The sequence below is a fragment of the uncultured Oceanisphaera sp. genome (assembly GCF_947495715.1).
Lineage (GTDB): Bacteria > Pseudomonadota > Gammaproteobacteria > Enterobacterales > Aeromonadaceae > Oceanimonas > Oceanimonas sediminis.
Genome location: NZ_CANLZU010000001.1, coordinates 101148 through 114663 on the forward strand (window position 1 = coordinate 101148; position 13516 = coordinate 114663).

Below are 13516 nucleotides of genomic sequence, written 5' to 3' on the forward strand. Positions count from 1 at the left end.
CGGGCACATTGCCGAACATATCTGCAAGGGAGCCACCATTGAACGCCTATCTGTTACTGACCCTGGCCATCATCGCCGAGGTCATCGCCACCACCGCCCTCAAGGCATCTCACGGCTTCAGCCGCCTCGGGCCAAGCCTGCTGGTGATTACCGGCTATGGCACCGCCTTCTGGCTGCTGGGGCTGGTAATGAATACGGTGCCGGTGGGCATTGCCTACGCCATCTGGTCCGGTGCCGGCATCGTGCTGGTCACCCTGCTGGCGGTGCTGTTTTATCGGCAGACTCCGGACCTGCCCGCCCTGCTCGGCATGGGACTCATTATCGCCGGGGTGGCGGTCATCCAGCTATGGTCTCGCAGCGGCGGCCACTGAAAAAAGAGAGGAGAGCGTCATGATCTTGTGCGGACACAGAGGCGTGGCCAGCCTGGCCCCGGAAAATACCCTGGCCGGATTGCAGGCGGCGCATCAGCTGGGCCTTGAGTGGGTGGAGATCGATGTTCAGCTGACCAAGGACCGCCAGGTGGTGGTGTTTCACGACGAAAAGCTCAGGCGCTGCACCGACGGCACCGGCTGGCTGCGCCAGTACGACTGGCATGAACTCGCCCGGCTCGATGCGGGCAGCTGGTTCTCGCCCGCCTTCGCCGGCGAGCACATTCCGCAGTTGCTGGATTATCTCGCCCTCGCCGCCACGCTCGGCATCCGGGTCAATATCGAACTCAAGCTCTACCCGCAGGATGATGCGGCACGGCTTTGCCGTCGGGTCAGCGAGGTAATAAGACAGCATGCTTTCGATCCCGGCAGCCTGCTGTTTTCCAGCTTCGAGCCCGATTGCCTGCATCATATGCAGACATTAGCGCCCGACATTGCCCGCGCCCTGCTGGTGGAGCGCATTCCCGCCGACTGGCAAACTCGGCTGCAACGGATGAACGGCACCGCCCTGCACTGCCACCATCGCCACCTGACCCGCGCTCGCGCCCGGGAGATAAAGGCGGCCGGTTACCGGCTGAATTGCTATACCGTCAACAACCTGGACAAGGCCACCACCCTTGCCGACTGGGGCGTAGACATGATCTTCACCGACACACCACAGCATTACCTGAACGCAGGCTGGCACCCGAACTGAGCGACAGGCCGCAGGGAGGGCAAAGGGATCGGCTCAGCCGACCTTCCGTTTCAGGGACGAAACGGAGAGCGTACATGGATGTATTCATCGCGTGTCGGCAGAGTGGAGCCCTTTACCCGATTGACCCAGCCCTCAGGCCTGAGTACGCCTTTGTTATAGCCTGCCGCGCTTTTCTGTTATCATGGTGGCAGTTTGCCCACCGGCAATGCCTCTCAATCGTCCGCCAGGACCTTATTTGTTCGGAGTCTCATGTCTTTTGCTTCCCTCGGCCTGAACGCCCAGCTCGTTCAAGCCATCAATGAATGTGGTTACACAGAGCCGACCCCTATCCAGCGCCAGGCTATTCCGCTGGTGCTCAAAGGCGGCGATCTGCTGGCCGGCGCCCAGACCGGCACCGGTAAAACCGCCGGCTTCGGTCTGCCCATGCTGCAACGCCTGAGTGAAACCAAGGCCAAGCCGCTGGCCAATGGCCGCGCGCCGGTTCGTGCTCTGGTGCTGACCCCCACTCGTGAGTTGGCCGCCCAGGTGGAAGAAAACCTGCGTGCCTACGCCAAACACAGCGACCTGCGTACTCTGGCCATGTTTGGCGGCGTCAGCATCAACCCGCAGATGAAGGCTCTGGGCCGCAAGGTCGATATCGTGGTCGCCACCCCGGGTCGCCTACTGGATCACGTTTCCCAGCGCTCCATCGACCTGTCTCAGGTGGAAATGCTGGTGCTGGACGAAGCGGATCGCATGCTCGACATGGGCTTTATTCGCGACATTCGTCGTATTATTGCCAAGATGCCGATAAAACGGCAGAACCTGCTGTTCTCTGCTACCTTCTCCAACGAGATCAAACAACTGGCCGAAGACCTGCTCAACGAGCCGGAACATATCGAAGTGGCCACCCGCAATGCCACCGCCGATACCATTGCCCAGCGTTTTTACGGCGTGGACAAAAATAAAAAACGCGCCCTGCTCAGCTACCTGATTGGCCACAACAACTGGCGTCAGGTACTGGTGTTTACCCGCACCAAGCACGGCGCCAACCGCCTGGCGATGCAGCTCGACAAAGACGGCCTGCCGGCCATGGCCATTCATGGCGACAAGAGCCAGGGTGCCCGTACCCGCGCCCTGAGCCAGTTCAAGGAAGGCAAGCTGCGCGTGCTGGTGGCCACCGATATCGCCGCCCGTGGCATCGACATCAGCGAGCTGCCCCACGTGGTCAACTACGAGCTGCCCCATGTGGCGGAAGACTATGTGCACCGCATAGGCCGTACCGGTCGTGCCGGCAGCCAGGGCGAAGCCATGTCGCTGATCTGCTTCGAAGAAAAGCCGTTGCTCAAGGCCATCGAACGGCTGACCAAGCAGACGGTCGAGCTGGAAATCATGCCCGGTTACGAGCCGCTGCCCGACAGCCAGCAGCCGCCTCCCGCCAAGCCCGCCGCCAACAACCGTGGCCGTGGTAATGGCGGTCGCGGCAACGGTGGTGGCCGCGGCCAGAACCCGCGCGGCGCCAACAACAAGGCACCACGCAATAACCGGCCCAACCAGCCCCAGCGTCACGGTCGCCACGACGACTAAACAACAACCCCGGCACTCGCCGGGGTTATTTTTTCTGGCTGAGTCTCATTTTTACCCTCGCTTGCGAAAGTTCTTCTCCCTCCCCCGGGTTTACTGCTCCGTCGTGAGCAATATGCGCCATACTTGCGTGTCACGATGGTCAATCGTTTGTTAAGCGTCACCCTGAATCAACGACATTTGTCTGGAGGAAGTATGAATACGCTGGCAATTCGCATGAGTAAAACCCTGACCGCCCTGGCCCTGCTGCTGAGTGCAGGCGTCGCCCTCGCCGCCCACCATGAAGAAAAGAAAGACATCGTCGATACCGCCGTCGAGGCGGGCAGCTTTTCTACCCTGGTCACCGCGGTAAAAGCGGCGGATTTGGTGGACACCCTCAAGGGAGAAGGCCCCTTTACCGTCTTTGCCCCCACCGATGATGCCTTTGCCAAACTGCCGGCCGGTACCGTTGAAGATCTGCTCAAGCCCGAGAACAAGGACAAGCTGACCGCGGTACTGACCTATCATGTGGTTCCCGGCAAGGTCATGGCCGCCGACGCCATGAAGGCAGATAGCGCCACCACGGTACAGGGCGGCGACATCACCATTAGCACCATGGACGGCAAGGTGATGGTGGATGACGCCACCGTGACTCAGGCCGATATTGAAGCCAGCAACGGGGTGATTCACGTGATTGATACCGTTATCATGCCCTGATGGCGATATCTCCACGCAAGCCAACATCCTTGGCCGCCCTTCGAGGCGGCTTTTTAGTGCCGATGCCGCCGGTTCAGCCAGTGCACGCCGCCGCCGATCACCAGCCCCCAGAAGGCGCTGCCGATACCAAACAGCGCCAGGCCCGAGGCGGTGATCATGAAGGTCAGCAGCGCCGCATCCCGCTCCTGCTCGTTGGCCATGGCGACCGTCAGGCTGTTGCCGATGGTGCCGAGCAAGGCCAGGCCGGCGATGGCCATCACCAGCTCCGTTGGCAGGGCGGCAAACAGCCCCACCACGGTGGCACCAAACAAGCCCATCAACAGATAAAAGATCCCGGCCCACACCGCCGCCTTGTAGCGCTGGCCCGGACTGGCATCCACTTCCTTGCCCATGCAAATCGCCGCACTGATGGCCGCCAGATTAAGGGCAAAACCGCCGAAGGGCGCCAGCAGCAGGCCGGTAACGCCGGTCCAGCCGATTAGCGGTGATGCCGGTGTGTGATAGCCGTGAGCCCGCAGTACCGCCACCCCCGGCACATTCTGCGAGGCCATGGTCACCATGAACAGCGGAATGCCGACACCGAGCAGTGTGGCAAGGGAGAAGCTCGGCAGCATCAGCACCGGCCGGGCCAGCTGCCACTCGAAGCCGTCGAAGCGCAGCAGACCGGCGCCCCCGGCCACAGCCAACCCGACCAGCAGGCTGAGCGGAATCACATAGCGCGGCCAGCGCCGACGCAGTGCCAGATAGGTCACCAGCATGGCCCCCACCAGCCAGGGCTGGGTCTCGGCCGAGGCAAACAAGTCCAGACCAAAGTTCAGCAGCACCCCACCCAGCATGGCCGCCGCCAGCCCTGCCGGCATCAGTCGCATGATTTTATCGAACCAGCCGGTCACGCCGCACAGCAGGATCAACCCCGAGCTGAACAGAAAGGCACCGATGGCCTCGCTCATCGGCACCCCGGCCAGGGCGGTCACCAGCAGTGCCGCCCCCGGCGTCGACCAGGCGGTGAGTATCGGCTCCCGGTAGCGCAGAGAAAACCAGATACTGGTCACCCCCGCCCCCAGCCCCAGCGCCCACGTCCAGGAACTGATTTCGGCCTGGCTGGCCCCGGCTGACGCCGCTGCCTGAAAAATAATGGCCGCCGAGCTGCTATAGCCCACCAGCACGGCGATAAAACCGGCGGAAAAATGAGAAAGACTGATGGCCGCACGCATGTGGAGTACCCTGAGTTGATGAGTTTGTACGTTATAACGCACAGAAAATTCATGCTAGCAAAGGTATGCTATAACGCACAACCACCAAATTCAGTCAGGAAGCGTCTCATGCCGGAGCCCAATCAATACCTTGCCACCCGCCTGCGAGCACAGCGTCAACAGCGGGGCTGGAGCCTGGACCGCTGCGCCGCCGAAACCGGGGTCAGCAAGGCCATGCTGGGCCAGATTGAACGGGGCGAGTCCAGCCCCACCGTTGCCACCCTGTGGAAGATCGCCGGTGGGTTCAACACCTCGTTGTCGACCTTTCTGGAGCCGACGCCCGAGCCAGATTCCGGCCCGCTCTACCGACAACCGGACACACTGCGCCAGCAACCGGCCGGTGACGGCATGCTGGTGGCGCCGCTGTTTCCCTTTGAAGCCAGATTTGGTTTCGAGATGCTGGAGCTGACGCTGCTGCCCGGCTATGAACGCCGTTCGGAGCCGCACGAAAGCGGCGTCATCGAGCATGTCATCGTGCAACGGGGAGAAATGGAATTGTTACTGGAAGGGCACTGGCAGCCGCTGGCGCCGGGCGCGGCAGTGCGTTTTCACGCCGACCGGCCTCACGGTTATCGCAACCAGGGCGAGACGCCGGTGGTGTTTTACAACCTGATCCACTACCCCGCCCACAAGCCTGACTCCTGACCCTCCGTTATACCTATTAACCGGGTGACGCCGATATATCAGGGAGGATAAAGGGATCTGCTCCGTCGACCCTCCGCGCCAGGGATGGCGCGGCGGAGCCCCCATGGATGGGTTTACGGCGAGTCGGCGGAGCGGGCCCTTTGTCCGATTGTTTCGACCGAGCTTCAAATACAGACTGGTCGCTTACGACTCATCACTATGCGTTACGTTCTTTCAGCAGTTCGGCGCACAACCGCACGAAGTCGGAAGAGGTGACGATGCCGGTCAGACGCTGTTCGTCATCCACCACCGTCAGGCAGCCATGCTTGTTGCTGAGAAAAAACGGCACCACTTCGCTCAGGGGCGCCTTGACGTCGACACTTTCAACGTCGGGATCGATAATCTCTACCACCCGGCACTGGCGTTCGCGCCGCTCCAGCGCACTGACGCCATAATCGGACAGCAGGCTCATCACGGTGGCAATCATGCGTTTCTGCGTCAGCACTCCCAGCAGTTTGCCGGTGAGCCTGTCGACCACCGGAATATGACGAATGCTTTTTTCCCGCATCAAATCATGGGCATCCTTGAGGGTGGCACTCTGATCCAGAGTCAGTAAATCGCGGGCCATGATATCGCCAACAGAGTTTGCAGCCATGGGTCGTCCTTCCTTGTTTGTTCGGTTCAATCTTTTAACAGTATGCGTCATGTTGTGGCACAGAGCCGATTCGGTTGCAAACAAAAAAGAAAAAGCCCGGTGAATTCAGGCACTCACGGGCTTTTGACGGGTATTATTCCATATCATTACTCGGCGGTTGCAACCGGCTTGTGCCCGTCGGTCAGATGCAGTACATCCACCAGATCGTCGCCACTGACGGCGAAAGCCTGACCGAAGCCCTTGACGAACAGCCCCTTGAGCGGTACCAGCCGAAACAGATGAAAATCCGCCAACCCGCTGAGTCCAGATACGGTGTCGCCAAAGCGGTCATGCAGCGCCGCTATGCCGGCCTGCCATTCGGGCGTGTCACGGGTCACCCGTTCCGGGCGAGCATCAAAGGTCAGCCGCTTGCGGGCAAACAGCTGGTGGCAGCCCTGCTCGTCTTCCACCATCATCAGCGATATTTTCGGATTGGCCAGCAGGTTTTTGGTATGCCGGGCCAGCTCGCTGATCAGAATGTAATAGCCGTCTTCACGCAGGGCGAAGGGCGCATAGCTGACATTGGGTGTGCCCTCGTCATCCACGGTGGCCAGCACCAGGGTACGCATTCGATCGCGAAACTCGCGAATTTCAGGTTCCAGCCGGCCCTGCAGGCGTGCCTGCTTTTCTGCTTTATCAACCATGTGGTTATTCCTTCAGTGCGTTTGCGCGAATAGTAACGCCAGGTCGGGTTATCGGCCACTCGCTAACCGGCATTAACCCGATAACCCGGCCAAATGCGACCTTCACCCGACTCTTCAGGATAACCCAGACCCGGCTACGTGGGCGTCGGCAACGATCGTGGCGAATAGCGGCACACTTTTACTTCTGAATCCCACCACAAACAAATACAACTCATTACCATTTGCAATAGACATCGTATTTAAAATCCGTATCCTGTGGCGACAAAACCTAATTATTCTCTTTTTATATCCGGGGTTTGAGCTTGAACGTTCGACGCTACACGCTGTTTGTACTGGCCTCTCTTTTGCTGCATGGACTGCTGGTTCAGGCCATGGAGCAGGAAGATCAGACCATCTCCATCTCATCCGACACCGCCCCAGGTCCAATCAGCGTGCAAATGCTGCCAACCGTGATGCAAAAAAAGCCCGAGCCTGTGGTAAAGCCCGAGCCCGCGGTAACCCCCGAACCGATGGTAAAACCGACGCCCAAACCTGAGCCCAAGCCGGCACCGGTGCCAAAACCCAAGCCAAAACCTGCGCCGAAACCCACACCACAGCCCAAGCCGCAGCCAACGCCAAAGTCTCCGCCAGCGGTTCAGCCTGCGGCCGAGTCACCACCGCCTGCAGCACCGGCAACCCGCGTCGAGCCCAAGCCACAGCCTGTCTCCGCCAAAGACAGTACACCCAGACGTATCGAAAAGCCTAGCTTCAAAACCCGGCCGGCGCCGATTCCCTATCCGTCCCGGGCGCGCCGTCGAGGCCAGGAAGGCACTGTGTTGATCGAGGTGTGGCTGGATGAAAACGGTAAACAAACCAAACGAATACTGGCCCGCTCTTCCGGCGTGCATTCGCTCGATAAAACCGCTCTGAAAGCCATCGCCAAATGGCGTTTTTCCGCCTACGTAGAAAACGGCAGAAGCATCACTCACCGTGTTCATATTCCCATTCGCTTTAAATTGGACTAACTCATGTCATTCTTGAATCAACTGCATCAACAACTGGGCCTGATGAGCTGGCCGTTAATCCTGTGCTCTGTGCTTACGCTGGCGCTCTGGCTGGAGCGGAGCCTGTCTCTGCTGTGGATCAGCCTTAGCGGCGAACAGGAAAAACGTCGCCTGCGGCTGCATGGCAACGCCTACCCGGAGGCAGACATTGCCGCCCCAAAATCGCAGATCCTGCAAGGGTGCAGCCTGCTGGTGCGCCACCGGGACTGTGACAAAACCACGCGGGAAGACCTGGCCTCGGTCTGGCTGCAGCAACAGCGGCGCCGCCTGCATGGCGGTTTGCGGGTACTGACGCTGGTGGGGGTTATCAGCCCGCTGCTGGGGTTGCTCGGCACCGTGCTGGGGCTGATAGAGATGTTCAGGAGCATCGGTGAAAGCGGCGATCCCGTCACCCCGGCGCTGCTGGCCGATGGCCTGGGTCTGGCCATGAGCACCACCGCCGCCGGCCTGCTGATTGCCCTGCCCGCCATTGCCGGCGCCCAGCTGTTCGGGCTGTGGGCCGATCGTCTGCTCGACAAGCTGACCGATGAGCTGAACCAGTGCAACCTGTATCTGGAAGGAGTAAGACTCGGAGGCAGCGCTACATGATTGGTCGCCCCGAACCCGCCCACGCCGGCTGGCGCGCGCTGACACCGGATATAACCCCGTTACTCGATATCATCTTTATCGTATTGGTATTTCTGCTGCTCACCGCCAATATTCCGCTGCAAACACTGGAAGTGGATCTGCCCAAAACCGACAGCGAGGCCCTGAGCAGTATGCAGGACAACAAAACAGTTACCATCAATTTGCTGACCGGCAGTCCCGCCTGGGCGCTGCAGGGAGAACAATACCCAGACTGGGAACAGTTCAGGCCCGTGCTGCTCAGCCAGCTGGAAACGCTGAAAGACGCCGAGCTGGTGCTGGCCTCCGACAAGGAAGTCACCGTCGACCACATGCTGAAGCTGCTGGCTTTTTTACAGGAACACCAGATTCAGGCCACCCAGATCCTGATGGAGGAAGGGCAATAACGACGCGCTGACCGATGACCTTGTTACTGCTGGTCTGCGCGGCGGCATCGGCCGAGACTCCCCGCCTGCGCAGCACCGGCAGTCATCCCGTGCCGGTGTAGCACCGACCGGAATTATGACAGGCGAAAACGCCCCACCAGCTGACTCATCTGTCCTGCCAGTTGCGCCAGCTCGTCGCTGGCCGACGAGGTCTGGGTCACACCGGTGGCACTTTGCTCGGCAATGCTGCTGATGGTGACCAGATTGCGATCTATCTCCCGGGCCACCTGGGCCTGCTCTTCCGCCGCGCTGGCAATCACCAGATTCATGTCGTTAATCTCTCCCACCCGCTCGGCGATGCGATTCAGCGCCTGCTCCGCGTCACCGGCCATGGCTCTGCTGCGTCCGGCATAATCCGCACTTTGCTGCATTTCACTCACCGATTCGCCGGTGGCCCGCTGAATGGTGGAAATAATGCGTTCAATTTCGGCGGTGGAACTCTGGGTGCGCTGGGCCAGATTGCGCACCTCATCGGCCACCACCGCAAAACCGCGACCCGCCTCACCGGCCCGGGCCGCTTCAATGGCCGCGTTCAGCGCCAGCAGGTTGGTCTGCTCGGCAATGGCCTGAATCACATCCAGTATCTGACCGATATTGGTCGCTTCGGTGGCCAGTCGTTCCACGGTGCCGGAGGTGCTGTCCAGCCGATCCGCCAGTTGATCGATCACGCCACGGGTCGCCGTGACCTGTTGCCGTCCTTCTTCTGCCACCCGTGATGTTTCACTCGAAGCCGATGAAGTGCGATTGGCGTTACCGGCCACTTCTTCCACCGCCGCCGACATTTCGGTGACCGCCGTGGCGGCCATCTGGACTTCATCGTTTTGCTGATTAATGCCTCTGGTGGTTTCCCCGGTCACCACATGCAGCTCTTCCGCCGCCGCCGCCAATTGGGTGGACGAGCCCTGAATTTCCCGCAGGGTGCTATTCAGGGCCAGCTGCATATCCCGCACCGACTGCTGCACCTGAGCAATTTCATCATTACCGCTGCACTCCACGGCATGGCGCAGATCGCCCTCTGCCACCTGAGCCGCCGCCGCTTTAAGCGTGTCCAGTGGCTGAGTGATGCTGCGGATCAACCACAGCGCCAGACCGCCCCCCAGCACCAGCATCACCAGCAGCCGGCCAATCACACCATTGCGGGTTTGTTCGAAGGCGGTGTGGGCATGGTTGTACTCCTGCCGGGACTGCTCCAGCTGAATTTCCATCAGCCGGTTGAAGCGTTCGCTCAGAGGATCGATCAGCTGATACAGCTCCTGCCGAATAAACCGGTTAAGGCTGGCCTCATCCTGCCGGCGAAGTATGTCGGCAAGGCGGGACAAGGGCGCTTCGGCCGCCTTCATCAGCGGCGCCAGCTCATCCACCAGCCGCGCCTCTTCCGGTATCATCTGGGTAGCACTGTAAAGACGCCAGTGTTCATCTATCTGGCGACCCGCTTCCTTCAGTTCGTTCAGCGCCTGAGCATGGGACTGATCGCCACTGCGCACCTTCTGGCTGCTGCCCACAATATTGACCGCATACATATCGGCAATCACCTTGAGATCCTGCAGCGGTACCACCCTGTCCTGATACACGGTATCAAGACCCGCCACGCTGCGCTGCAGCGCCGTCAGTCCGCTGAGTGCCATCAACAGACAGCCCAGCAGCAATAACCCTGTCAGAACCAGCAAACGTGTTTTAATCGACCACTTACGCAACATCATCATCATCAGGCTCCATTAGGGGCATCAGGTTGGAAGGCCGCCACAAGGTACCTTATCCAGTACCGCCATTCGGCACGGCGACGCCATCACACAGCAAGCACAGCAAGCACAGCAAAAAAACCTTACTTTCAAAATGCTGTAAAAAAGAATGAGCAGGAAATAATCAAACCGAGGAAGTTCTTATACAAACAACCAGACTTTGTACAACCAGAGAGAAATCTTATACAAACAATATTTGCTTGTACAACATTCTTTTTGAAAATGCCGACCCCCTGAAAAGCGCAAGCCTCAGCCTAACAAAGTGTAAGGCCTCGTGTACGGAGCAGCGGTAAAACACAGTGGAGTGAAACGAAGAAGGGAGGCGAGTCAGGGCGGGAAAACGCCGGTGGCTGGCACCGGCGTATCATTTACCGAATCATCAAAACGGTTTATGAATTATCAGAACGGCTTGTAAGGCAGGTACTTGCCATCCAGGGTGATCACGGCGCGTGAGCCGCCTTCCGGATCTTCCACCTTCTTGATATCAACCTTGAAGTTGATGGCGCTGATGATGCCGTCGCCAAACTCTTCATGTACCAGCGCCTTGAAGGTAGTGCCGTACACCTGCAGCATCTCGTAAAAACGGTACACGGTGGGGTCGGTCGGCACGCCCTGCTCCAGGCTACCGCGCATCGGAATGGTCTGCAGCAGGGCCGCCGCATCGGCATCCAGCTCCAGTTTGTCGGCTACCACGGCAGCAGCATCGGCCGGCAGCGGATGCTGGCCCAGCAGCGCAGCCGTCACGTAGGTGGTGCTCAGACCGGTGCCTTCGGTGATCTGGGCAAACGACAGGTCTTTGGCACCTTTGATGGCCAGAATTCGGTCGGTCAGGGCCTGGCGTGCGTCTTTACTGTTTTGAGAGTGGATCATGGTGATACCTCTATAGGTTGGTGGATAGAACTTGGGTTGTTGGTAAAAATTCAAGATTGCCGATAAGAACCAGGGGCGTTACACCGCCGTGGCAAACTGCACCGGTGTGGCGCAAACTTCGGTATGCTCGGCCAGCGGCACAAAAGTGCGACGGGTGCCGTCATAGGTTTCTATGTGTCCCGATTCGATGTCGTACACCCAGCCGTGCAGGAATAGCCGGCCTTCTTCCAGCGCCAGGCGCACCGAGGGATGGGTCTGAATATTAGCGAGCTGGGCGATGACGTTTTCATGCACCATTGCCTCGATGCGCTCGCGCTCGCTGTTGTGATGGCGGGCCTGATTGACGATGCGGGCCGAGTCGGCATAGCGCAACCAGCTGCCAACCGCCGGCATCGAGTCCATGCAGGCACAGGTGGCAATGGCCTTCATGGCGCCGCAATCCGAATGGCCACAGATCACCACATCCGTTACCTGCAGCGCGGTGACCGCATATTCCACCGAGGCCGTGACTCCGCCCGGCTCGGGCCCGTAAGAGGGCACGATGTTGCCGGCATTGCGGATAACAAACAGGCCACCGGGTTGATGCTGGGTCACCAGCTCCGGTACCAGACGGCTGTCGGAGCAGGAAATGAACAGGGTGCGCGGACTCTGCTGATGCGCCAACCCCTTGAACAGATCTTGATGCGCCGGGTACACGTCTTTGCGGAACTTCAAAAAGCCTTCGATGATCTCTTTCATGGCGGGTTTCTCCGGGCCATTCGCTAATCGATGGCTGAAGATTACGCCGCCTGTTTCATAAGGTGAAATACCCATTTACAATACAAGCGATAAGCCCTACTTATAGGTAATACCATGCTGTTGCGTCATATCCACTACTTTCTCGCCGTCGCCGAACACCGCAACTTCACCCGCGCCGCCGCGGCGCTGTATGTCTCGCAGCCGGCGCTGTCCCAGCAGATCAAACAACTGGAAGAAAGCCTGGGCACCCGCCTGTTCGACCGTTCGGGGCGCCGCATAACGCTGACCGATGCCGGTCACGTCTATGCCGGCTACGCCCGCCGGGCGCTGCGTGATCTGGAAGAAGGCAAGCGGGCCATCCACGATGTGAACGATCTCAGCCGTGGCACCCTGCGCATTGCCATCACTCCCACCTTTACGCCCTACCTGATTGGCCCGCTGGTACGCCGCTTTCATCGGCGTTATGCCAATATCAGGCTGCAAATCGAGGAGATGTCGCAGGAGCGAATGGAAGAGCGACTGCTCGATGACGACTTCGATCTGGGCATCGCCTTCGACGACGTACACAACGCCGATATCGAGTCCCGGTTTCTGCTGGAAGAACGGCTGGCGCTGGTGATCAACCGGGATCATCCGCTGGCCGGGCAGCAAAGTCTGGACGCCCCCACCCTCGGCACCCTGTCGCTGGCGCTACTTAATGCCGAGTTTGCCACCCGCGAGCAGATAGACAGTTACTGTCGCCAGCACGAACTGCAGCCAAAGGTGATGATGGAAGCCAACTCGGTGAACGCGGTGATCGAGATGGTGAGAAACACGCCGCTGGCTTCACTGCTGCCGGCCCAGGTCACGCAGCAACGAGAAGATCTGCTCGCACTGACGCTGACACCGGCAGAGCTGAAGCGAAACGCCGTATTGCTGTTGAGAAAAGGGGCCTATCAGAGTGCCGCCGCCCGGGCCTTTATCAGCCTGGCCGAGGCCTTTTCGGCGGCAGAATAGCCGCCAGGGCAGGTACGCGATGCCATGCTCTGGATCTGCCAGCATCCAGGCAAATAGTGGCCGTTTATTTAACTTCTGGGGCCGCAGGCTCTGTGCTATAACCGAGCTCCCTTGATTCGGGAGTGCCCTGATGAAACCAAAAAAACAAAAAATAAAAGTAAGAAAAGGCGTGCTGACCTGCTCCTTGCTGGCCGCCTTGTGGCTGCCACTGCTGGGAGCCGCCGCCAGTATCGACAAGCATGCCGACAAACCGTCCTGGATGGACTGGGGCTTCTTCGGCAATACCGTTATCTCCGCCGGCCTCACCCGCTGGAGCAGTAAACGCGACGACGAATAACCCGATCGCAGGGATGCGATCCTGTCTCTTTCTACCCCCTTTTTTCTTTTCGTTTATTTCAGCCCTCCCCTTTTCTGTGACCGCACTCGCAGTTGAACACCATCATCATTAACAAATGTGAAACCATTAGGTAACTTCACGACCTGAA

The 13516-nt window shown here is 59.4% G+C and carries 16 protein-coding genes; 10 read left to right on the forward strand and 6 right to left on the reverse strand.

Going from position 1 to position 13516, the window contains the following annotated elements; translation table 11 throughout:
* Positions 1–38 precede the first annotated feature (38 nt).
* The 4 genes from Q0753_RS00445 to Q0753_RS00460 all read left to right on the forward strand — a co-directional run bounded on the left by Q0753_RS00445 (position 39) and on the right by Q0753_RS00460 (position 3381).
* Positions 39–371, forward strand: coding sequence for an SMR family transporter (locus Q0753_RS00445; RefSeq protein ID WP_298715699.1), 333 nt, complete (start codon positions 39–41; stop codon positions 369–371).
* A gap of 19 nt (positions 372–390) precedes the next feature.
* Complete coding sequence (locus Q0753_RS00450) at positions 391–1122, forward strand: glycerophosphoryl diester phosphodiesterase (protein WP_298715701.1); 732 nt, start codon at positions 391–393, stop codon at positions 1120–1122.
* A 249-nt stretch (positions 1123–1371) separates the two neighbouring features.
* Complete coding sequence (locus Q0753_RS00455; RefSeq protein ID WP_298715703.1) at positions 1372–2688, forward strand: DEAD/DEAH box helicase; 1317 nt, start codon at positions 1372–1374, stop codon at positions 2686–2688.
* Between the two features lie 192 nt (positions 2689–2880).
* Entirely contained in the window at positions 2881–3381 is a 501-nt protein-coding gene (locus Q0753_RS00460; protein ID WP_298715705.1) for a fasciclin domain-containing protein, read from the forward strand.
* Positions 3382–3434: 53 nt separating this feature from the next.
* Here Q0753_RS00460 and Q0753_RS00465 read toward each other — a convergent pair whose 3' ends face one another.
* Positions 3435–4595: a benzoate/H(+) symporter BenE family transporter gene (locus Q0753_RS00465; protein ID WP_298715707.1), complete on the reverse strand. Its 1161-nt coding sequence runs from the start codon at positions 4593–4595 to the stop codon at positions 3435–3437.
* Positions 4596–4703: 108 nt separating this feature from the next.
* Here Q0753_RS00465 and Q0753_RS00470 point away from each other — a divergent pair, with 108 nt between their 5' ends.
* Entirely contained in the window at positions 4704–5279 is a 576-nt protein-coding gene (locus Q0753_RS00470; RefSeq protein WP_298715711.1) for a helix-turn-helix domain-containing protein, read from the forward strand.
* A gap of 196 nt (positions 5280–5475) precedes the next feature.
* Here Q0753_RS00470 and Q0753_RS00475 read toward each other — a convergent pair whose 3' ends face one another.
* Both Q0753_RS00475 and hutZ read right to left on the reverse strand, forming a co-directional pair.
* The gene (locus Q0753_RS00475; RefSeq protein ID WP_298715712.1) at positions 5476–5913 is read right to left on the reverse strand and encodes a CBS domain-containing protein; all 438 of its coding nucleotides are present in this window, start codon (positions 5911–5913) and stop codon (positions 5476–5478) included.
* A gap of 146 nt (positions 5914–6059) precedes the next feature.
* Positions 6060–6596 (reverse strand): heme utilization protein HutZ, encoded by a 537-nt coding sequence (gene hutZ, locus Q0753_RS00480; protein ID WP_298715714.1) that lies wholly within the window; start codon positions 6594–6596, stop codon positions 6060–6062.
* Between the two features lie 371 nt (positions 6597–6967).
* Here hutZ and Q0753_RS00485 point away from each other — a divergent pair, with 371 nt between their 5' ends.
* Genes Q0753_RS00485 through Q0753_RS00495 form a run of 3 tightly spaced genes read left to right on the forward strand, consistent with a single transcriptional unit; the run spans position 6968 to position 8649 of the window.
* Positions 6968–7600 (forward strand): energy transducer TonB, encoded by a 633-nt coding sequence (locus tag Q0753_RS00485; RefSeq protein ID WP_298715716.1) that lies wholly within the window; start codon positions 6968–6970, stop codon positions 7598–7600.
* A 3-nt stretch (positions 7601–7603) separates the two neighbouring features.
* Positions 7604–8227 (forward strand): MotA/TolQ/ExbB proton channel family protein, encoded by a 624-nt coding sequence (locus Q0753_RS00490; RefSeq protein WP_298715718.1) that lies wholly within the window; start codon positions 7604–7606, stop codon positions 8225–8227.
* Positions 8224–8649: a biopolymer transporter ExbD gene (locus Q0753_RS00495; RefSeq protein WP_298715719.1), complete on the forward strand. Its 426-nt coding sequence runs from the start codon at positions 8224–8226 to the stop codon at positions 8647–8649. The genes Q0753_RS00490 and Q0753_RS00495 overlap by 4 nt, the downstream gene beginning before the upstream one ends.
* Positions 8650–8762: 113 nt before the next feature.
* Here Q0753_RS00495 and Q0753_RS00500 read toward each other — a convergent pair whose 3' ends face one another.
* The 3 genes from Q0753_RS00500 to Q0753_RS00510 all read right to left on the reverse strand — a co-directional run bounded on the left by Q0753_RS00500 (position 8763) and on the right by Q0753_RS00510 (position 12035).
* Entirely contained in the window at positions 8763–10394 is a 1632-nt protein-coding gene (locus tag Q0753_RS00500) for a methyl-accepting chemotaxis protein (RefSeq protein ID WP_298715721.1), read from the reverse strand.
* Between the two features lie 432 nt (positions 10395–10826).
* Entirely contained in the window at positions 10827–11297 is a 471-nt protein-coding gene (cynS, locus tag Q0753_RS00505; protein WP_298715723.1) for a cyanase, read from the reverse strand.
* 78 nt (positions 11298–11375) lie between these two features.
* Positions 11376–12035, reverse strand: coding sequence for a carbonic anhydrase (locus Q0753_RS00510; RefSeq protein WP_298715725.1), 660 nt, complete (start codon positions 12033–12035; stop codon positions 11376–11378).
* 114 nt (positions 12036–12149) lie between these two features.
* Between Q0753_RS00510 and cynR the strand changes: the two genes are divergently transcribed.
* The gene (gene cynR / locus Q0753_RS00515; protein WP_298715727.1) at positions 12150–13031 is read left to right on the forward strand and encodes a transcriptional regulator CynR; all 882 of its coding nucleotides are present in this window, start codon (positions 12150–12152) and stop codon (positions 13029–13031) included.
* 130 nt (positions 13032–13161) lie between these two features.
* Positions 13162–13368 carry a hypothetical protein gene (locus Q0753_RS00520; protein WP_298715730.1) on the forward strand — a complete coding sequence of 69 codons (207 nt, stop codon included), beginning with the start codon at positions 13162–13164 and terminating at the stop codon, positions 13366–13368.
* Positions 13369–13516 lie beyond the last annotated feature (148 nt).